We start from the raw sequence: 19,028 nt of genomic DNA on the forward strand, positions 1-19,028 counted from the left end.
CCCGATGTTAGCCTGTGTGACGGTGGGGATTTGTGAGAATGACCAAAACTCATCATGTGAGCTTGGTAAGTGGGTACCTAGGGCCTAGATCTAAGGCTGCTACCAACCAGAATGCACGTTCGCGGAGGGGTACCACTTGCCGGGATATGGCGGGTACAGTAGCCTGACCAACTCGAGACGGGGAAGACTCATGCAACCTGACAATCATGATGAGATCCGTGTACACAACGCTAGGGAAAACAATCTCAAGGGCATCTCCCTTGCGATTCCCAAGCGTAGGTTGACCGTGTTTACAGGCGTCTCTGGTTCTGGAAAGAGTTCGCTGGTCTTTGACACGATCGCTGCAGAATCACAGCGGATGATCAATGAGACGTACAGTGCCTTCTTGCAGAGCTTGATGCCTCATCTGGATAGGCCCGATGTTGAGGCATTGGAGGGCCTGACAACCGCAATCATCGTTGATCAGGAACGTTTGGGTGATAACCCACGATCAACCGTCGGCACGGCCACGGATGTGTATGCCTCACTTCGAATCCTCTTCTCCCGCCTTGGCCAGCCGTACTACGGCCCTCCGCAGGCGTTTTCCTTCAACGTTGCTTCCGCCTCTGGATCGGGGGCGCTGACAGTTGAGAAGGCCGGCCAATCCGTGGCAGTCAAACGGTCGTTTTCCCGCACAGGTGGAATGTGCCCACGTTGCGATGGCCTCGGCAGAATCAAGGACATCGATGTGAATGAGTTGTATGAATCCGAACTCTCACTTGCACAAGACCCGTTCCGAGCACCTGGCTATAAAAAGGGTGGCTGGAACTACCGGCTGTATGCGGAATCTGGATTCTTCGACATCAATAAGCCCATCAAGGATTACTCGAAGCGAGAACTGCACAATCTCCTCTATCACGAGCCCGAGCGTCGCGAGATCGCCGGAATCAACATGACCTATGAGGGCATCATTCCTCGGATCCAGAAGTCGCTTCTTGCGAAGGATCCCGAGGCGATGCAAGTTCACGTCCGCAAGTTCGCCGACCGGGCGGTAACGTTCAGCATCTGCCCGGAGTGCGGTGGTTCTCGCCTTTCCGAAGGTGCGCGATCGTCAAAGATTGATGGCGTCTCCATCGCTGATGTGACGGCGATGCAGGTAAGCGATCTTGCGAAGTGGGTTGCACAGGTGAATGAGCCTTCAGTGGCACCACTGCTGAACGCTCTGACTGACACGTTGACCGACTTTGTTGAGATCGGTCTAGGTTACCTGTCACTCAATCGGCCCGCCGCGACGCTCTCAGGTGGTGAAGCCCAGCGGGCAAAGATGATTCGCCATCTAGGTTCGGCTCTCACAGACGTGACTTACGTGTTTGATGAGCCAACAATTGGCCTGCATCCCCACGACATCGATCGAATGAACAAGCTGCTTCTCAAGTTGCGCGACAAGGGCAATACTGTGCTGGTTGTAGAACACAAGCCAGAGACCATTGCAATCGCGGACCATGTGGTTGATCTGGGCCCGGGCGCAGGGCGAGCTGGTGGCGAAATCTGCTTCGAAGGCACAGTTGAGGAACTGCGCCACTCGGATACCCTCACAGGGCGCCACCTGGAGGACAAGGTTGCTCTCAAGAATGACGTACGGTCACCCAAGGGCGCTCTGGAAATCCGAGGCGCCACAACCAACAACCTAAAGAACGTCGACGTCGACGTGCCTCTTGGACTCCTGACCGTCATTACAGGAGTCGCCGGGTCTGGAAAGAGCTCACTCATCCACGGTTCTATTTCTCCACGCCGCGCGGCCGAAGAAGGAATCGTGGCGGTGGATCAGACTCCCATCAAAGGGTCGAACAGGTCTAACGCGGCAACCTACACGGGGCTGCTTGAACCAGTTCGAAAGGCTTTTGCAAAGGAAAATGGGGTAAAACCGGCGCTCTTCTCATCTAACTCGGAAGGCGCCTGCCCAGAGTGCAAAGGTACTGGAACGATCTACACGCCTCTGGGGGTGATGAGTGGCGTTACCACCACGTGCGAAGTATGCGAGGGAAGAAGGTTCGACGCCAGCGTGCTCGAATACACACTTGGTGGACGCAACATTTCGGAAGTGCTTGAGATGCCCGTTGGCGAAGCGCACGATTTCTTTGGACGTCCGGAGTCAAAAGTTCCACCGGCCAAGACGATACTTGGCCATTTGGTGGACGTTGGCCTGGGATACCTTAGCTTGGGGCAACCGCTCACGACGCTTTCGGGTGGTGAGCGCCAGCGCATCAAGCTTGCCAGCCATCTCGGGCAGAAGGGCGGCATAATTGTTCTGGATGAGCCCACTGTGGGTCTGCACCTGGCTGACGTTCGTCAACTGCTTTCTCTGCTTGATTCGATGGTCGACGCGGGGAAGTCCTTGATTGTTCTTGAACACCATCTGGCTGTGATTGCCCACGCGGATTGGGTAATCGATATGGGCCCAGGGGCTGGTCACGATGGTGGCAAAGTCATCTTCTCGGGTACGCCTCGGGATCTTGTGAGAGGCGATGGCCTCACTGCTAGGTACTTAGCGCGATATATTCAATAAACAGCATGGGGATCAGTGATGGTGGCCGGAGCCATGCCCTGAATGTGCGAGATCAGGCTGGCCACCCGGACGATAACGTGAAACACGTAGTTGGAGGGCCTTCTGTGGTGGAACCACGTGGCGATGGAGAGTTTGGCAGCCTAGATGGGCCACGCGGTCGGCAACTGGCAATTGCGGAGATGGTCATTCGCACAGGTTCAATGAGCATTGATCAACTAGCGGAACTCAACGGAGTTTCGAGCATGACGATCTACCGTGATATCGCTGCTCTTGAGGAGCGGGGGATACTCCAACGCCATCGAGGGCAAGTGGTCGCGGTGGCCAGTGGGTTACATGAGGTTGATGCGGAGTTCCGCCTCGAGCAGGCGGCACTGAACAAACAGACTGTTGCGGCGAGCGCGGCCAGGCTAATCCGGCCCGGCAGTTCGGTCATGATGGACGATTCGACGTCGGGCATCTGGCTGCTCCGGGCGCTGGAGGATCTTTCTTCCATCACGATCGTCACCAACTCGCTCCAAGTGGCCAACGAGGTGACCGGTTCGTTGCCGGACAAACTGATCATTACTGGCGGTGAATATCAGCCATGGGCGCGAGCCTTGTTGGGGCCTACCTCAGTGCACAACATTCGATCGATGCACGCGGACTTTTGTGTGATGTCGGCATCCGCGGTGCTCGGATTGCAGTGTTTCCACCCCTATGCGGAGACGGCCGAGGTCAAGAGAGCGATGCTGGATTCCGCGACTGTATCAGTGATGCTTTTGGACCACTCTAAGTTCACCCGTCAGGCGTTGTTCGAGTTCGCAGACTTGACGGAGTTTACTCACGTAGTGGTCGACGACGCGACGCCTCAGAAGAAGATCGACGAGCTGAGGGAGGCGGGAGTGAACCTTACTGTGGCTGGACCTGCAGCGAGCAACACGTCCAAGCAGCAGGCGTGAGGCGAGTGCCGTCCCAACGAGTGATGGGAGCACGTGTGGGAGGTGCGTGAACTTAGGCGTTCACGAACCTCCCACACGGTGTTTATACGATAGTTTCCAAAGATGGTCGGGAATGCTCCTCAGGAGCGGCCGGGCACCTTGGTTGTTATGGGCATGAGGAGCTATTGGCAGCTGTGCGGCCACCCGCACAGCTGTCAGCAGCTACCCGCACAGCTGTCAGCGGCGATCAGCAGCTTGATGTGGCCGCTTCGCCTTCTGTGTCTGTTTCGTACTTCTCAATGAGTTCCACATTCGCTTGAGAGTGAGAACTCGGATCAAATGTGTAGTCAAGGAACTCCTTGGCTAGGCGGCGTGCGAGTTCACGCCCAATCACGCGCTGACCCAAACAGAGCACCTGAGCATCGTTGGAAAGCACGAGGCGTTCCACTGAAAAGCTGTCATGAGCGGTGCATACGCGGATGCCGGGGACTTTGTTGGCAGAGATTGCCATTCCCATCCCGGTTCCACAGACCAAAATGCCACGGTCAGCCTTGCCTTCGGCAACTGTACGGGCGGCCGCAACGGCCTTGTGTGGGTAGGCGATTGATTCTCCGGGGGTAATGCCGACGTCGATTACTTCGTCCACGCGCGGATCGCTCAACAGATCAGCCTTGATGGCTTCCTTGTAATCCACGCCCGCCTCATCGGCTCCGACCACGATTCTGAACCCCACGATTCCTCCATCTCATGGATGATGTGGAACGCGATCGCCCCACTATTCACATCAACAATGAAAATAATAACAGCGATCGTGTGACTAGTGGGGTGGTTGCGTGGAGATCCCTACTTCTCTTGCGCCAACGGTCCGCTTCCTGGGAGCGGGCACGCCACTCCCGTGCGGGAATGGCACTGATAACCATCAGGGTTTTTATCGAGGTATTGCTGGTGATAGTCCTCGGCAGGGAAGAATGGACCAGCTGAAAGCGTTGGCACAACCTCGGTGACAATCTCACCCTTGCCATGTTGTGAAAGCACCTCTTGGTAGCCGGCGATCATCTTGCGGGCCAAGTCCTCTTGAGCCTGGGTAGTGGGGAAGATGGCTGAACGGTACTGCGTGCCGATGTCGCCACCTTGCCGATTCAAGCTCGTGGGGTCATGGGACTCGAAGAAAGCCTGAAGCAACTGTTCCAACGGGAGCTTCTCGGGTGTGAAAAGCACGCGCACGGTTTCAGCGTGACCCGTCTTGGCGGTGCATACCTCTTCATAGGTTGGATTGGGTGTGTACCCGCCCATGTAACCCACGGCAGTTGAGTCTGCGCCAAGCTCCCACGCCAGCTTCTCGGCACCCCAGAAACATCCCGAGGCGAGGTAGATGATCTCTTGGTCCTCTTCTGGCTCTGCCAGAATGTCTGTTCCCAGAACGGTGTGCGGCTGCGGGTTAGGCAGGACAAGTTCGCGGCGCCCAGCTAGCGCATCCTCCGGGGCCACCATTGTGGTCTTGGCCGATTGTTCCCAGACGAACATTTTTCCTCCCAATTGTGTTGGTATGCATCTACATTGTGGCGGCGCAGCCACCCCAAATGAAAGACCTCCCGCGATGAGTGAACAGCGGGAGGTCAGTTGATTCCCCAGAGTTTCCAAGGATTCCAACAGGTTGTGTGCGGGCCAGTTGGCACGCGAGCACAGTTAGCCTTCGAAAGGCTCGAGTTTAATGATTTCGACCTGAATATCGCGGCCGTTGCGTGCCTTAAACGAGGTCTTATCGCCTGCCTTGAGGCCAAGGATTGCCTTGCCCAAGGGTGCGTTCTCTGGGTAGACCTCCACCTTTACCATGTCAGCAGCCTCGCGTGAGCCGATGAGGAAACGTTCTTCCTCCCCAGCGATCGAAGCCGTTACTACCGTTCCAGGTACGATGACATCTGATGCCTCAGGCTCTGACACGTGGGCGTTCTCAAGAAGATGGGTGAGCTCAATGATTCGCCCTTCCATCTTGGACTGTTCTTCGCGAGCCGCTTGGTAACCACCGTTTTCGCGCAAGTCGCCTTCGGAACGCGCGGCTTCGATCTTCTGTGCGATCTCGGCTCGCCTAGTGGTGGTCATCTCGCGAAGCTCGGCACTCAAACGCTCGTAGCTGGCAGGGGAAAGCCATGTTCCCTTCTTTTCGTCAGCCATTCTTGCTCCTTCGGTCATGTTCGACGACGTCATGCGCCGTCGCGTTGTCAGAGGATAAAAAAACACATGCCCGCGGTATGCAGGCATGCCTTTGTAACTGGTCTTCACCATACCAGCGTCAAGGTTTTTCGCAACTCATATGGGGTGATGACTCATATGAATGGTGAAAGACTCCTACGCCATAACTGCGATCCATACGGCCACTGCGTGGCACGCGTATCCCAACAGAGTGCCCGTGTGAAAGAACTCGTGGAATCCCCACATCTTGGGCCAAGGGTTCGGCCAACGCAACCCATAGCAGAGCGCCCCAACTGTGTAGGCAATACCACCACACATGAGCAGCCACACCACAGCCGGACTGCCAGCACTCCAGAAGTCTGGCAGGAACCAAACCGCAACCCAGCCGAGGGCCACATATAGCGGGGTGTAGAGCCAACGCGGCGCTTCAGGCCTGAATACGGAGAGGAGGATGCCAGCGATCGCGCCCGCCCACACAATACACAGCACCAGCGCGGCGGTTTTTGCCGGCAATAAGGCGACAGATAGAGGAGTGTAGGTTCCCGCAATGAGGAGGAAAATGTTGGAGTGGTCAATCCGTCGCAGAATTGAGTGGACCCTCACTGACCACTTGCCGAGGTGATAAACAGCGGAGTTCCCAAAGAGGAACACTGCCGAAAGCCCAAACACTACGCAGGCGGCACGGACACCGGGCGTCTGTGCCAAAACGATGAGCACGATCGAGTTCGCAAGTGCCAAGGGTGCGGTGATGGCATGAATCCAGCCGCGGGCCTTGGGCTTGGGTAGCTGATCCAAGCGTGCCTTTCGCTCTTTGATGCGGGACGTGTGGGAACTGGGATTCGCGCGCACTGGTGCAGAGACATCGTTTTCATTTACCGATGCTGGCATGTGCCCTCCTGAGAACCCTGACTTATCGATTTGGCGGCAATCTCACCCATGACGGGAGTCCCGAAACGCAGGTTTCAGACAGTGGCGGAGGCGCCAAACATCAACATTCTAGTCTGATGACTTAGCAGAGAACAGGGCTGTTCAGCCCGGCCGTGGCATTTGGCGCAAGACGTGCAGCTTGTCGTATTAAGCTCAGTGCAGATACTCGGAGGGAAGGAGTGACGTGCAGGCACCGGCCTTTCTGTACACGCTTTACGAGCGGCGGCTTCGCCGAAACCTAGAGCTTGAGCACTTGCCTCGCCACATCGCAGTCATGCTTGACGGCAATCGGCGTTGGGCTCGCGAGGTTGGCCAGTCGGCCGCCTATGGGCACCGGCGCGGCGCACTCAAGATTGCGGAGTTTCTCGATTGGTGCGAGGAAGTGGGAACGGAGATTGTCACCTTGTGGCTGCTTTCCACCGACAATCTCAAGCGCGACGAGTCCGAGCTGACGGAACTGGTTTCCATCATCGCCGATACCGTTGAGTCGCTAGCCGAAACAGGCAAGTGGTCACTCCGAATGGTCGGCAACTTGGGAATGCTCCCACAGGAGTCGGCCGAGCGCTTGCGGAAGGCAGAAGCCCGCACTGCTGGTGTTTCGGGAATGGAAGTCAACATCGCCGTAGGATACGGCGGGCGTCAGGAAATTGCCGACGCTGTACGCGGACTCCTCCATGAAGAGGCTGCTGCCGGGCGCAGCATCGAAAGTGTTGCACAATCGATTTCTACAGATGACATCACGTCGCACCTCTATACCAAGGGGCAACCTGATCCTGACCTAGTCATACGCACAAGTGGCGAACAGCGAATGTCAGGCTTCATGCTGTGGCAATCCGTACACACCGAACTCTATTTCTGCGAGGCGTACTGGCCGGATTTTCGGCGCACTGACTTTCTGCGCGCTCTGCGCGATTATACCCAACGGGACCGTAGGCTGGGACGCTGACACCCCAACCCCTGCAATCACATCAACTATGCACCAAAGCGTTGATGCCACTTGCCTGGTAGTACTCATTGCGGTCGATGAGTTCGTCACGACTGGGCGGGTTTGCGCCACTTCGGGAAACTGTAATCGTGGCGGCAGTAGCCGCGTAAGCACCCAAAGTCTGGAGATTGGTCAGAGAAATCGTCCGCAGGTTCTCGCGGGCTTCCGCACCGTCAAGTGAGACCCGTGATAGGCCATCGATCAACGCAGAGAAGAATGCCGCCCCAGCACCCACGGTGTCCACTACATCAACCCGTGGAGCTGCCACACCAACGATGTAGCCCGAGGCACTGTACATCGTGGCGCCGTCAGCTCCCGTAGTTAGCACGACCAAGGCAGGGCCAGATGCCAGCCACTCCTTCACTTTCGCGTCGACGTCGACGTCGGCACCATACAGCGCAGTGATGTCTTTCCAAGAGACCTTGACGATGTCAGAAATCCTGACGAAATCCTCAACTTGCGCGCGGATGGTCTCGAGGTCCTCAAGCACGTTCGGGCGAACATTGGGATCGTAGAAGATCGTGGCAGTGCTTCGCAGCATCTCAACCCATGAACGTACCTTGGAAGCACCTGGCTCAAAGTGGCATGCAAAGGAACCAATGGCAACTGAGTGGGGGGCCAAGACTTCGAGATCTAGCTTGCAGGCACCAGAGACCGGCGTCGATTGGATGTCCCATGTGAAGTCCACGTCATAGGAGACCTGCCCGCTTTCGGCCACAGTGGCACGAGCGATCGATGTGGGGTTGTTGCGCTCGGCATCCGGGCGTAGCCAGAGCTCCAGACCATTGGAAGCAGCGTATTCCGCGAGCATCTCGCCGTCGTCGTCATTACCAATATCGGTGACCAATCGAACCGTCCGGTTCAAGCGGCGCAGGCCAATTGCGACGTTCAGCATAGAACCTCCGGGGATTCTCCGCATGATGCCGTCGCGGCCTTCGATCTCATCTACGAGAGCTTCGCCAATCACTAGGCAGCTCATGACTCTTCTCCCTCCTCTGTAAGGTCTGCGGTTCCCGCCGCTGCTTGACCACCTGGTTCGCGATTCTGTGCGGTAGCGAGGCGCTCGCGTGCGCCGTCGAGCCAGGCCTGACATCTGCGAGCCAACGCTTCACCAAGTTCCCACAGTTCAATCGATTCCTCGAGGGGGATTGCCCCTTGTTCGAGGCGCGTCACGATTTCGACCAGACGGCCGCGTGCTTCCTCATACGAGAGGTCAGCGACTCGTGCGTCGAGTTGGGACGGCGCACCCTTGGTGGGTGTCGCTTCAGACATTGCGGGCTCCTTGTGAGACTTCGCGGACTGTTAGTTCGAGGTGGCCTGCCGAAAGAACGGCGTGCACGGGGGTACCGGCTTCCACCTGTGAGGATCGCGAAACCACGTGGCCATCGCGAAGAAGAATAGAATACCCGCGCTCAAGTGTGGATTGCGGTGACAAGGCACGCAACTTTCCTACGAGCACAGAAGTGTCGAACGCCGCAGCGTCAATGCTGCGGTTCGTGTAGGAGCGCAACCACGAGGTGAGGGATGCGAGATCCTGTTCGCGCACGTCCACCATTGTGAATGGGTTGGCGATTGTGGGCCGGCTGGTCAGAGCGTTGAGCTCTGCTTCAGCCTGCGCGATGCGGAGGTCAATGGAGTTGCGGCCGCGGCGCAGGGCTTCGGCGATGCCAGCCGCCTCTTCAGCCACATCCGGCACGATACGTTTTGCGGCATCCGTTGGTGTGGACGCACGCAGGTCAGCCACGAGGTCAAGAATAGGGGAGTCGCCTTCATGGCCGATTGCGGAAACTATTGGTGTGGTGGCTGCTGCCGCTGCCCGCACGAGGCGCTCATCGGAGAAGGGAAGGAGATCTTCCACGCTTCCGCCGCCGCGTGCCAGAACAATGACGTCCACATCTGCAGCTTCATCCAGCTCAACTAATGCGGCGATCATCGCTTCCACGGCACCAGCGCCTTGGACTTGGACCTCACGGATGTCGAACGTGGCTGCGGGCCAGCGCAGAGTCGCATTGACCACCACGTCTTCCTTCGCCTTTGTGTTGCGGCCGCAGATGAGTCCGATCGTGCGCGGCAGGAATGGTAGATGCCGCTTACGGGAGATTTCGAACAGGCCTTCGGCGGCCAGTTGAACCTTGAGAAGTTCAATACGTGCGAGGATGTCTCCCAAGCCGACCGTGCGGACGTCGTCGGCCCACAAAGACAACGAACCGTTACCTTCGTAGAAGTCAGGTTTGGCACAGACTACGACGCGGCTGCCGGATTCGACAGTGGCTGGAAGCAGGTGCGTCATGATCTTGACGGTGATAGAGGTGTTTGCCTCGAGATCGCGTAAGGTGAAGAACTGGACCTTCGCTCCCGGGCGGCGCTGGAGGGTGATGACCTCGCCTTCCACCCATAGGCGGGACATAGCCGCCACGTATTCCCGAATTTTCGCGGAGAGCAGCCGCAGTGGCCAAGGCCGCTCCGGTGTTGTCTGCGCCGCGTGCTGAGGTAGCTCAGCAGGTACGGGTATTTTTGAAAACATACAAACCATGGTTACATGATTTTTGGTTGGGAATCTGTGCCGTGTGTCCCATCTTTCGGCAAGGTTTCCCAGAATGACTGGGAGATGGACGCCGAGGCCCTCCACGCGGGTTAGAATTCGCCGCTCGCGAAACCTGTGACTGGTGTGCTTGGCGGTGCCACAAGCAACCCTGATCGAGTGACCGGCTACTCTCGCGGTTGTGCGAAGGTCCACGTAACCTTGAGGGGTGACTTCGCAATTCAGCCAGGGCCCCACGATATCGCTCGCAGGAGCATCGGCGTTTCCATCCCACGTTCCGTCCGTGCCATCGCCAGACGGCAAGCGGATTCTGTTGGCGACCCCGCGCGGCTACTGCGCAGGCGTTGACCGCGCCGTGGATGCCGTGGAAAAGGCGCTGGAACTCTATGGCGCTCCCGTCTACGTGCGCAAAGAAATTGTCCACAACAAGTATGTTGTGGAAACACTCACCAAGCGTGGGGCAATCTTTGTTTCTGAGACAGATGAGGTACCCGAAGGTGCCCGCGTGGTGTTCTCCGCTCACGGTGTTTCCCCGCAGGTTCATCGCGAAGCGGCCGCACGCCACCTGCAGACGATCGATGCTACGTGCCCACTGGTCACCAAGGTCCACAAGCAAGCCGTTCGTTACGCCGACGACGATTACGACATCCTGTTGATTGGCCACACCGGGCACGAGGAAGTGGAAGGCACGCAAGGCGAGGCACCTGATCACATCCAAGTGGTGAATGGGCCAGATGAGGTTGGTGCTGTGGAGGTGCGCGATCCAGACAAAGTGGTGTGGATCTCTCAAACCACGCTCTCAGTGGATGAGACGATGCGGACTGTGGAGTTGCTTCGCGAACGGTTCCCGCATCTCATCGATCCGCCATCTGATGACATCTGCTACGCCACCCAAAACCGTCAGGGCGCTGTCAAGGCCATGGCAGCTAAGTGCGACGTGGTGATCGTGGTTGGTTCTGCGAACTCTTCAAACTCTGTGCGCCTTGTAGAGGTCGCTCTGGAGGCTGGCGCAGGCGCCGCCTATCGTGTGGATCATGCAGAAGAGGTTCTTCCGGAGTGGATGGAAGGTGCAACAACGGTCGGTCTGACTTCTGGCGCGTCGGTGCCCGAGATTCTGGTTCGCGATGTGGTGGAGAATTTGGGAGGGCTCGGCTATACCGAAGTGGATCTTGTGACCACAGCCAGCGAAGATATTCGCTTCTCATTGCCGAAGAACCTGCGGGCAGACTTGAAAGCAGTTGGTGCACACCCCGATCGGCCGCACAAGGTGCGCGAGGTACGGGCCGGTGTTTCGCAGGTGGGTGCACCGGAGGCGGGTGCTCCAGGGGTGGGTGTTGGTGAAGCTATCGGGGTTGCCCCGGAGAATGTTGCTGGCGCGCACGATGGCGATTCACCTCAGGCGAGGGCTAGCGAAGCTAGCGCGGCCACATCTGTGCAGTGATGGATCAGTTCGAAAGCTCAGAGGAACACCCGAGCGCTCACGAACGTGCATCTGGTGGCCAAGAGGAGTTCCTCGATTCCACGATGGATCCCTTCGACACCCATATGGATGGAGCCGGCTTGATCGGCGAACTCTTTGGTGCGGGCAATCCTGAGAAAGCCGTGCAGATGGCGGCATATATGCGTGACCAGTTCCTTTTCTTGGGACTCACTACACCTGAACGTCGCGCTATCACGAAGTCGTATTTCTCCGTTGCTAGGCGTGATCCGCGTCCGGATTGGGCATTTGTGGCACAGTGTTGGGCGTTGCCGCATCGCGAGTTTCAATACGTTGCTGCTGACTACCTATTCGCCGTTCGGAAGATGCTCAGCGGCGAGGATCTGGAGAGGGTGCGAGCGCTCGCGATATCCAAACCATGGTGGGATAGTGTTGATTCACTCCAGAAGAGTGTGAGCCACATTGTTGCGGCCAATCCGGAGTTGAAGTCCGTGATGCTCCAGTGGGCTGTGGATGAGAGCTTCTGGATTCGGCGTCTTGCTATTGATCACCAGCTGACGTGGAAGCACCTGACCGACGAGGCCCTATTGGCGACGATCATTGAGCTGAACCTCGGATCTACGCAGTTCTTCATCAACAAGGCAATTGGGTGGGCTCTGCGGGATTACTCGAAGAGTAACCCGGCGTGGGTGGGTGAGTTCATTGACGCGCATCGCGCCGATCTATCGGCGCTTTCGATTCGAGAAGGATCGAAGTATTTGGGCAATACGGACAACACTGCTGCGGCTGCAACCACCTAGTCGATAGTCAGTTCGGCAGTGGTTAGGCTACGCACTTGGGCATCGTCAGAGGTCACTGGCTTGGGCGCGGGAACATTGGATTCAAGCGACTCAAACTCGCGGGCGGTAACAAGAACGCGAGACTCCAAAGAGGCCACCGTCTTGTTGTAGTTCTTGACTGAGCTGCGGAGAGAGTTGCCAAGTGAGTCAAGATGACCGGCCACAACCCCGAGCCTCTGAACCAAAGTGCGGCCGAGGTTCATGATGTCTTGAGATTCTTGGGTGATCTGGGTGGTGGCCCATACCGCTGCAACTGAGCGCAGGAGTGCCAACAGGGAACTTGGGGAAGTTGGCGATATTCCTGCGCGGAGTGCATCTTCGAGAAGTGTTGGATCACTGGAAAGTGCCTCAGAGAGAAGCGATTCGGCAGGCAAGAACATGACGGTCAACTGGGGTGAACCCGGGAAATCGGCAGGGTAGTTCCGCTTGATGAGTGCGTTGACGTGCCCGCGAAGGGCCTTCGCGTGATCGGCCATGAGACCTGCGCGTTGGGTTTCAGACACGTGATCTGATCCCTCAATGGCTTGAGCCCGCATCAGAGAGTTGAGCGGCACTTTGGCATCGATAGCGAGGTGGCCCCCGCCTGGCAAGTGGATCAGCATATCGGGGCGTGAGGCAGACCCATTGATTGATAGCTTTCCTGTGCTCAACTGAGTAGAGAAATCCACGTGTTGCAGCATTCCGGCGGCTTCAACGATTCGGCGCAACTCCACCTCACCCCACGTACCGCGGGTTGAGGTGGAGGTCAGAGCGGTGCGCAGCGTGGAGGTTTCCCTTGCCAGTTCTTGCTGAGTGCGCGCAGCGGTTGAAAGCTGTTCCCGCAACTCTGCTCCTTGGGCGGCGTTGACCTTGCCGAGGCGTTGGACCTTCTGGTCCAACGCCTCCAACTGCTGGCCCAACGGAGCGAGTGAACGCATCACGTTGTTGTCCTGACGTGCCCGTTCAATAAGGCCGTTGTTCTCCTGTTCAAGCCGAGCTGCGCGCGCACCAGCAGCGCTGGCTTCCGCCTGCAACTGGCCCAGGCGAGCATTATCCCGATCCACACTGCCACGCCCGTGCGCTACGGCATACAGATACCCGATGGCGGCGCCGACGCCGATACATAGGAGCACGAGCAAGATGAGAACGATTGGAGAGAGGGTCATAGGTTTAGTGAACCATGCTTGTAGGACACATTCTGTGGCATCAACGCGGGTGTGAGCATGGCCTGGACCTCAGTGTCAGGTGCTCAACACAAACCGACTCTTGTGGGCAGCTAGACTTGGCTGCGTGTCACTGACTATTGGAATTGCCGGCCTACCGAACGTCGGAAAATCGACCCTGTTCAATGCGCTGACCCGCGCAACCGTACTCGCAGCCAACTATCCGTTCGCGACTATCGAACCGAACGTCGGCGTCGTCCCTCTTCCGGACAAACGCCTGGACGTACTTTCGGATCTGTTCCACTCTCAGAAGGTAGTGCCTGCAACTGTCTCTTTTGTGGACATCGCGGGAATCGTTCGCGGTGCATCTCAAGGTGAGGGGCTCGGCAACCAGTTCTTGGCGAACATTCGTGAGGCCGACGCAATCTGCCTCGTGACACGTGCGTTTGCTGATCCCGATGTGGTCCATGTTGAAGGACGCGTTGATCCTCTGGATGATATTGAGACGGTCACAACCGAGCTGATTCTGGCTGACATGCAGACCCTTGAGCGTCAGATTCCGCGAATTCAGAAGGAAGTCACGGGCAAGAAGACACCGAAGGAAGTGCTCGCCACAGCCGAAGCCGCGTTGAAGCTGCTCGAAGAGGGCAAGGTCATTTCCGCGAACAACAAGGATTTTGAACCCGAGATCCTTAAGCAGTTCCAGCTCATGAGCGCGAAGCCGTTTATCTACGTTTTCAATACTGACGACGACGGCCTGGCCGATACGTCCATGCAAGCCAAGCTTCGTGAGTCCGTGGCACCGGCTGAAGCAATCTTCCTTGATGCCAAGTTCGAATCAGAGTTGATTGAACTTGAGCCTGACGAAGCAAAGGAGATGCTGGAGTCTACTGGTCAGGCAGAGTCTGGATTGGATCAGTTGGCCCGGGTTGGTTTTGACACGCTGGGGTTGCAAACCTACCTCACAGCTGGTGAAAAGGAATCGCGTGCGTGGACCATTCATAAGGGTGACACAGCGCCCAAGGCTGCGGGTGTTATCCACACCGACTTTGAAAAGGGCTTCATTAAGGCGGAAATCGTTTCGTACGAGGACCTCGTGGAGTACGGATCGGTTGCGGAAGCTCGCGCGCACGGCAAGGTGCGAATGGAAGGCAAGGACTACGTGATGGCCGACGGCGACGTGGTGGAGTTTAGGTTTAACGTTTGAGGTGCGTGATGGTGGAGACTCCGACATCTCCCGCTGAGAAGTGAGTCCCCCGGACCTGGCCCGGCTCGAACGGGCTGCCACCCTCTCCAAGCAGCGGGCGGGCTGCTCCCTTACCGGGTAGGCGCAGCTTGGGCAGGCTCAAGGCCATGCTACCACTCGTAGACGTCGCAGGACGCTGCGGCGAGTCTACTGGTGACGGGGAAGTGTCTTGGCGAATCGATCCAGACCTACTCACACCCACCCAGCAAATACTCACAGTGCACGGAACGCAAAGAACTCCGTCATAGTTGGACGTGCCATCGACGACGACGCGCCAATGCCGCCCGCTGGGCAAGTCAATAGGAGCTGGGCACCGACGGCCGGGTCGAGTATTCGCTGACTGGCGTTAGCGTAGGCGGTCCTCATCCGCACTGATAGAACGAGGCCAAGGCCCATGACTTCTGTGGGGGCAATTGGGCTTATCTGTGCAGTTGTTTCAATGTGGAAATCAGCCAGGCAAGCTGAGCTGGGTCTTGTATCAGCATTACTTTGGGGCCATCGGCTTGATTGGCCCATGCGAACATCCGGTCGTGTTTATGAGTGAAGCTCCTGAAGTGCCATGCGATTATTGACTTCTTTGAGAACACTGTGCTCCACGACTCGACGTTGCCATTGCAGGACTGCTCCTTTGTGACGAGTCGTCGCATGGTGCGGCGGATCAGGCGCGAAAGGCTGAGCCACCGCGGATAGTCGAGTCCGATTACCACCTCGACTCGAGTCAGAACGAGGTCGAGGAACTGGCTATACGCCGAATCGAAAATCCAGTGCTCGTTGCCAACTTCCGATGCGACCATCGTCTCTATTTCATCAACCGGTTGAGGGGTCCAGTTCGGTAGCTAGCCGAACTCCTCGTCAACCAAGTGGACGGGCAACTCGAGAATCTCTCCCAAGGATAGAGCGGCTGTTGACTTACCCGAACCGGTCACCCCATAAACGAGAATACGGCTGGCCGAAACGACGTCGTCCAGAGTTCCAACGGGCACCACGCAATTGTAGGCTATCCGGCCTCCAGGCACCCTCGTCCGTGGCTTCATGCTCGCGATGATGGCCTCGGCATGAGCCCGTAACGCGTCGAGCGGGACTTCAAGTGGGTGGGGAATTCCTGGAAGCTCGGGGGCGCGCTTCACCGAGCGTGAGAAACGACCTCTGCATGGCAGGCTCGGTCAGGGACGTCTGCGCGCGTTCGCGCTGGGAACCCGCATCACCTGGGAGACTGTTGGTCAAGATGCCACGGGTGCGTTCAAGATGACTCGCGTGTCGTCGACCATTGATCATCGTAATGACTTCTCCGGCCCCGATCCTGTCGATGCCTAGGGACCGACCTACACGGAGTTCCGAGCTGAAGGTCGAGACTCGCTAGGCAGGCTGGAAGGTGACTCTGCGCGGCCGCGCATCGGTGCGGCCCTCGCTCTGCATCTGTTGACTTTCCCGCTGATCGAAGTCCGGTACGGCGGAGTCAAGATCGACCCCGCCGCAAGCATTGAGCGAGGAAGAGCTTTCTCTCGGTTCGCCAATGAGCTGGGAAATCGATCAGGGGTTACGGAAATCCTGCGTCGGGATGACGTTTGTCGCGTCAGTGATACCGAAGAGTATTGAGTCTGAGGTCTTGACCGAGAAGGCACTTGCCACGCTGCTCTCGACGCGTCGTGTCATCCCAGACTTGCATGGAATGGACTTCGACGACTTAGACGACGTAAGTCCGATGTTGGCATCGCATACTGAGTTGAGCACGAAGGGATCGTAGTTTGATGCCGTTGCAGCCAAGGTCGCTGCTGCAGCGGTCGCGCTCACTGCTCTGGGGCGAAGGTGGTTCGCAACTCCTATTCTTCGTCAGTGAGAGGGTAGCCAATTCCCAACGGGCACCACACCCGGGTGACTCCCGATCAATCAAGCTCGCTCTTATCTGTTCATCTTGATCACTGATCGTCATAACACACGGAAACTGGTGGAGTTTGGACACGTGACCTGAGGGTTTGGTCATGAGTTCTACGTGCCAGTGTGGGGCGCTGAGGGAACGTTTCGGCTTTCCGCGAGAATCTTGTCAAGGGTGTGGGTGGGCTTTCGTGTATACAATTACTTTAGGAACAAGATGGAGGAGGTGCCGTTATGAAACGCAAGAACGTTACGGCTGAAGCAATTCGTCGTTCTGCTATGCGTTCGATTCGGGCTTCCGCTGCGCTTGAGAATCGCTCGGTCCCTGTTGATTCCAAACGTTCAGACCGTGTTGAGCGTTTCTTAGTGAGCCGTGAGAAACGATCCTAATGAACCTCGATCCTGGCTATGGCGAGACGCCGATAACGCCAGACGAGGCTAGTGCGCTAACTGCGCGCGCTCGGGAAATATTCGGTGACCAGCCAAACAAGGCCGATCTGTTTGAAGTTGAGCAGGCGATCGCAGATGAAGTCAGCATCGCGCTTCAAAGCCAAATCGTTGAAGGGCAACTTGTTCTCAAGGATCTTCTTGGCGACGCTTTCCTAAGAGCACTGCACGCCAAGCTCTATGGGGACTTATGGACGTGGGCAGGCATATATAGACACCGAGAGCTAAGTATTGGTATCGACCCGGCCTACATCGCAACTGAGATGCGAGCCAGTCTTCAGAACATAGAGTATCGCTGGGACCACACCAGTGACTGGACTGCCCGCGAACTTGGCATCGCTGTTCACGCTGAAACGGTTAGAATTCATGGGTTTGTTGATGGGAATGGTCGTGTCACACGGCTTCTCGCTGATCTAGTGTTCCTGGCGGCTCAGGAGATGGACAGTTTGTTTGAGAGTTACGACTGGGAAGTTGACAAGAAGCAGTACATTGCGCTGCTGAAGCAGTATGACGTTAGTCGTGACCCTAAACCACTAGCTGAGTTCATACCCGTAATCCAGATGTGAGTCACGCAGGATCATCTCTAGGTAAGGGTCAATGATGCTGCGGCATAACAGGTTTTTCCTCACCAATGCTCCTAGGATCCTGACGTGTATCGGCTACGGAACTCGGTGGAATGGCGTTTCAATCTGTGATTATGGGGTTGGTGTGGGCGACCCTAGGTTGACCTGAGATTACGTACGACTTGTACAAGTGGTACGCTTTTGGCGTGATTTCCGTGACTCTCTCCCAGTTTCGTAGCCAGCAGAGTGATTACATCGCCGCTGCGCAGCGCGAGCCTGTTGAGATTACCTCTCGTGGGGTGGGTCGCCGAGCTGTGGTGGTGTCTCCGGAGTTTTTCGACCGTGCGATGCAGGCGCTTGAAGATCAAGAAGATATCCGTGCCGCGGCAGAAGCGCGTCGCGAGGATGGCCGCATCTCTCACGATGATCTTATGCGCGAACTCGGCTTGTGAATCGAGCTGATGACTTACGCCATTAGCTACGTGCCCTCGGCAGAAAAAGCGATGCTAAAGCTAGACCGAGTGACGGTTCGTCGTGTGGCTGACGCAATTAGTGAACTTGCGTCTGAGCTGCGACCGCTTGGGTGCCTCCAAATGAAGGGTGGCGATGGGGAACTCCGCATACGGGTTGGCGACTACCGAGTTGTCTATGACGTGCGAGACGAGGAGCTAGTTGTCCTCGTGTTGCGCCTCGGTCATCGCCGCGAGATCTATCGCTGATCCGATGTGTGTGCCACGTTTGCCCATAGTTGCTCATGTCTGCCCACCAGATACTCACAACACGCAAACGTGATGGAGTTCAGACCTAATGTCTAGCCAAATCACCTAACGAACAGACGCCAAATCACCTAATCGGTGTTGTTGTTGGGTATAAGAGAGGGACTGCTGCACGTTTAGGTTTGATGTAGAAATCTTCGGAATGATAATCGACTAGCGAAGCCACAGAATTGAGCTGCATCGTCAGCTGATGTGATTGGCCATAAGCAGATGCGTATCGACTACGGAACTCGGCGGAGTGCCGCTTCAACGCGTAACTATTGTCTGCCTCGTCCCACTCAATCGAACTGGACGAATGTTCGGATCGGGTGTTCGAGTTCTCTGGCCTCGGTGAAACCCATCGACTTTGAAACCATTATGAACGGGCAGGCCGCACAAGCAGCCTGACCAAACTGTCACTCAAACGTGCAGCAGTCCCTTGACCCGGCTTACATTGCGAGTGAGATGCGAGCTAGTTTTGACAATATAAAGTACCGCTGGGAATGCACAGATAACTGCACCGCCTGCGAACTTGGCATAGCGTCCATGACGAAACAGTTGGGATCCATGGATCTGTTGATGGAAATGGTCGCGCCGAGATGTAATTCATTCAAGTTAGC

21 protein-coding genes are annotated in these 19,028 nt (G+C 56.8%); 10 read left to right on the top strand and 11 right to left on the bottom strand.

Annotated features, from left to right (window positions below):
• Positions 1–190: 190 nt before the first annotated feature.
• Positions 191–2,545 carry an ATP-binding cassette domain-containing protein gene (locus H2O17_RS01940; protein ID WP_182050091.1) on the top strand — a complete coding sequence of 785 codons (2,355 nt, stop codon included), beginning with the start codon at positions 191–193 and terminating at the stop codon, positions 2,543–2,545.
• Between the two features lie 5 nt (positions 2,546–2,550).
• Positions 2,551–3,483: a DeoR/GlpR family DNA-binding transcription regulator gene (locus tag H2O17_RS01945; protein ID WP_182050092.1), complete on the top strand. Its 933-nt coding sequence runs from the start codon at positions 2,551–2,553 to the stop codon at positions 3,481–3,483.
• Between the two features lie 226 nt (positions 3,484–3,709).
• On the opposite strand, the gene H2O17_RS01950 is transcribed toward H2O17_RS01945, so the two are convergent.
• The 4 genes from H2O17_RS01950 to trhA form a co-directional block, all read right to left on the bottom strand.
• Entirely contained in the window at positions 3,710–4,195 is a 486-nt protein-coding gene (locus tag H2O17_RS01950) for a ribose-5-phosphate isomerase (RefSeq protein ID WP_182050093.1), read from the bottom strand.
• Between the two features lie 110 nt (positions 4,196–4,305).
• Complete coding sequence (gene msrA, locus H2O17_RS01955) at positions 4,306–4,986, bottom strand: peptide-methionine (S)-S-oxide reductase MsrA (RefSeq protein ID WP_182050094.1); 681 nt, start codon at positions 4,984–4,986, stop codon at positions 4,306–4,308.
• 162 nt (positions 4,987–5,148) lie between these two features.
• Positions 5,149–5,634, bottom strand: a complete 486-nt coding sequence (gene greA, locus H2O17_RS01960) for a transcription elongation factor GreA (RefSeq protein WP_182050095.1) — start codon at positions 5,632–5,634, stop codon at positions 5,149–5,151.
• Positions 5,635–5,808: 174 nt separating this feature from the next.
• A complete protein-coding gene (trhA, locus tag H2O17_RS01965; RefSeq protein WP_182050096.1) occupies positions 5,809–6,540 on the bottom strand; it encodes a PAQR family membrane homeostasis protein TrhA in 732 nt (243 codons plus the stop codon).
• A gap of 223 nt (positions 6,541–6,763) precedes the next feature.
• On the opposite strand from trhA, the gene H2O17_RS01970 reads away from it, so the two are divergent.
• Positions 6,764–7,525 carry an isoprenyl transferase gene (locus tag H2O17_RS01970; protein WP_182050097.1) on the top strand — a complete coding sequence of 254 codons (762 nt, stop codon included), beginning with the start codon at positions 6,764–6,766 and terminating at the stop codon, positions 7,523–7,525.
• Between the two features lie 22 nt (positions 7,526–7,547).
• Here H2O17_RS01970 and H2O17_RS01975 read toward each other — a convergent pair whose 3' ends face one another.
• Genes H2O17_RS01975 through xseA form a run of 3 tightly spaced genes read right to left on the bottom strand, consistent with a single transcriptional unit; the run spans position 7,548 to position 10,088 of the window.
• Positions 7,548–8,543 (bottom strand): PfkB family carbohydrate kinase, encoded by a 996-nt coding sequence (locus H2O17_RS01975; protein WP_182050098.1) that lies wholly within the window; start codon positions 8,541–8,543, stop codon positions 7,548–7,550.
• Positions 8,540–8,836, bottom strand: coding sequence for an exodeoxyribonuclease VII small subunit (locus tag H2O17_RS01980; protein ID WP_182050099.1), 297 nt, complete (start codon positions 8,834–8,836; stop codon positions 8,540–8,542). Before H2O17_RS01980 ends, H2O17_RS01975 begins: the two co-directional genes overlap by 4 nt.
• The gene (gene xseA / locus H2O17_RS01985; RefSeq protein WP_182050100.1) at positions 8,829–10,088 is read right to left on the bottom strand and encodes an exodeoxyribonuclease VII large subunit; all 1,260 of its coding nucleotides are present in this window, start codon (positions 10,086–10,088) and stop codon (positions 8,829–8,831) included. Before xseA ends, H2O17_RS01980 begins: the two co-directional genes overlap by 8 nt.
• A gap of 301 nt (positions 10,089–10,389) precedes the next feature.
• On the opposite strand from xseA, the gene H2O17_RS01990 reads away from it, so the two are divergent.
• Together H2O17_RS01990 and H2O17_RS01995 are read left to right on the top strand one after the other, a co-directional pair.
• The gene (locus H2O17_RS01990; RefSeq protein WP_182050101.1) at positions 10,390–11,547 is read left to right on the top strand and encodes a 4-hydroxy-3-methylbut-2-enyl diphosphate reductase; all 1,158 of its coding nucleotides are present in this window, start codon (positions 10,390–10,392) and stop codon (positions 11,545–11,547) included.
• Positions 11,547–12,344 (top strand): DNA alkylation repair protein, encoded by a 798-nt coding sequence (locus tag H2O17_RS01995; RefSeq protein WP_246311299.1) that lies wholly within the window; start codon positions 11,547–11,549, stop codon positions 12,342–12,344. The genes H2O17_RS01990 and H2O17_RS01995 overlap by 1 nt, the downstream gene beginning before the upstream one ends.
• On the opposite strand, the gene H2O17_RS02000 is transcribed toward H2O17_RS01995, so the two are convergent.
• Entirely contained in the window at positions 12,341–13,528 is a 1,188-nt protein-coding gene (locus tag H2O17_RS02000) for a DNA recombination protein RmuC (protein ID WP_246311300.1), read from the bottom strand. The two genes, H2O17_RS01995 and H2O17_RS02000, sit on opposite strands and share 4 nt — an antisense overlap.
• Before the next feature lie 124 nt (positions 13,529–13,652).
• Between H2O17_RS02000 and ychF the strand changes: the two genes are divergently transcribed.
• Entirely contained in the window at positions 13,653–14,732 is a 1,080-nt protein-coding gene (gene ychF, locus H2O17_RS02005) for a redox-regulated ATPase YchF (RefSeq protein WP_182050102.1), read from the top strand.
• Positions 14,733–15,190: 458 nt separating this feature from the next.
• Here the strand turns inward: ychF and H2O17_RS02010 are convergent, their stop codons facing one another.
• From H2O17_RS02010 to H2O17_RS02015, 3 genes are all read right to left on the bottom strand, one after another.
• Complete coding sequence (locus H2O17_RS02010; RefSeq protein ID WP_220456802.1) at positions 15,191–15,565, bottom strand: P-loop NTPase family protein; 375 nt, start codon at positions 15,563–15,565, stop codon at positions 15,191–15,193.
• A 42-nt stretch (positions 15,566–15,607) separates the two neighbouring features.
• Positions 15,608–15,754 (bottom strand): P-loop NTPase family protein, encoded by a 147-nt coding sequence (locus H2O17_RS11460; RefSeq protein ID WP_220456803.1) that lies wholly within the window; start codon positions 15,752–15,754, stop codon positions 15,608–15,610.
• A gap of 547 nt (positions 15,755–16,301) precedes the next feature.
• On the bottom strand, positions 16,302–16,562 hold the full coding sequence (locus H2O17_RS02015; protein ID WP_182050103.1) for a hypothetical protein: 261 nt from the start codon (positions 16,560–16,562) through the stop codon (positions 16,302–16,304).
• Between the two features lie 315 nt (positions 16,563–16,877).
• Here H2O17_RS02015 and H2O17_RS02020 point away from each other — a divergent pair, with 315 nt between their 5' ends.
• From H2O17_RS02020 to H2O17_RS02035, 4 genes are all read left to right on the top strand, one after another.
• Positions 16,878–17,033 carry a hypothetical protein gene (locus H2O17_RS02020; protein WP_182050104.1) on the top strand — a complete coding sequence of 52 codons (156 nt, stop codon included), beginning with the start codon at positions 16,878–16,880 and terminating at the stop codon, positions 17,031–17,033.
• A complete protein-coding gene (locus H2O17_RS02025) occupies positions 17,033–17,656 on the top strand; it encodes a Fic family protein (protein WP_182050105.1) in 624 nt (207 codons plus the stop codon). Before H2O17_RS02020 ends, H2O17_RS02025 begins: the two co-directional genes overlap by 1 nt.
• 203 nt (positions 17,657–17,859) lie before the next feature.
• Entirely contained in the window at positions 17,860–18,105 is a 246-nt protein-coding gene (locus H2O17_RS02030; RefSeq protein ID WP_182050106.1) for a type II toxin-antitoxin system Phd/YefM family antitoxin, read from the top strand.
• A 9-nt stretch (positions 18,106–18,114) separates the two neighbouring features.
• Positions 18,115–18,372 (top strand): type II toxin-antitoxin system RelE family toxin, encoded by a 258-nt coding sequence (locus tag H2O17_RS02035; RefSeq protein ID WP_182050107.1) that lies wholly within the window; start codon positions 18,115–18,117, stop codon positions 18,370–18,372.
• Positions 18,373–19,028: the final 656 nt, after the last annotated feature.

This window comes from Changpingibacter yushuensis (assembly GCF_014041995.1).
In the GTDB taxonomy this organism is placed as follows: Bacteria; Actinomycetota; Actinomycetes; order Actinomycetales; family Actinomycetaceae; genus Changpingibacter; species Changpingibacter yushuensis.

What these genes read in the sequence shown, in the direction of transcription:
- H2O17_RS01940 (WP_182050091.1), top strand. Translation starts at nt 191, where the DNA reads ATGCAACCTGACAATCATGATGAGATCCGTGTACACAACGCTAGGGAA.
- H2O17_RS01945 (WP_182050092.1), top strand. Translation starts at nt 2,551, where the DNA reads ATGGGGATCAGTGATGGTGGCCGGAGCCATGCCCTGAATGTGCGAGAT.
- msrA (WP_182050094.1), bottom strand. Translation starts at nt 4,986, where the DNA reads ATGTTCGTCTGGGAACAATCGGCCAAGACCACAATGGTGGCCCCGGAG.
- greA (WP_182050095.1), bottom strand. Translation starts at nt 5,634, where the DNA reads ATGGCTGACGAAAAGAAGGGAACATGGCTTTCCCCTGCCAGCTACGAG.
- trhA (WP_182050096.1), bottom strand. Translation starts at nt 6,540, where the DNA reads ATGCCAGCATCGGTAAATGAAAACGATGTCTCTGCACCAGTGCGCGCG.
- H2O17_RS01975 (WP_182050098.1), bottom strand. Translation starts at nt 8,543, where the DNA reads ATGAGCTGCCTAGTGATTGGCGAAGCTCTCGTAGATGAGATCGAAGGC.
- H2O17_RS01980 (WP_182050099.1), bottom strand. Translation starts at nt 8,836, where the DNA reads ATGTCTGAAGCGACACCCACCAAGGGTGCGCCGTCCCAACTCGACGCA.
- xseA (WP_182050100.1), bottom strand. Translation starts at nt 10,088, where the DNA reads ATGTTTTCAAAAATACCCGTACCTGCTGAGCTACCTCAGCACGCGGCG.
- H2O17_RS01995 (WP_246311299.1), top strand. Translation starts at nt 11,547, where the DNA reads ATGGATCAGTTCGAAAGCTCAGAGGAACACCCGAGCGCTCACGAACGT.
- H2O17_RS02000 (WP_246311300.1), bottom strand. Translation starts at nt 13,528, where the DNA reads ATGACCCTCTCTCCAATCGTTCTCATCTTGCTCGTGCTCCTATGTATC.
- H2O17_RS02010 (WP_220456802.1), bottom strand. Translation starts at nt 15,565, where the DNA reads ATGGTCGCATCGGAAGTTGGCAACGAGCACTGGATTTTCGATTCGGCG.
- H2O17_RS02020 (WP_182050104.1), top strand. Translation starts at nt 16,878, where the DNA reads ATGAAACGCAAGAACGTTACGGCTGAAGCAATTCGTCGTTCTGCTATG.
- H2O17_RS02025 (WP_182050105.1), top strand. Translation starts at nt 17,033, where the DNA reads ATGAACCTCGATCCTGGCTATGGCGAGACGCCGATAACGCCAGACGAG.
- H2O17_RS02035 (WP_182050107.1), top strand. Translation starts at nt 18,115, where the DNA reads ATGACTTACGCCATTAGCTACGTGCCCTCGGCAGAAAAAGCGATGCTA.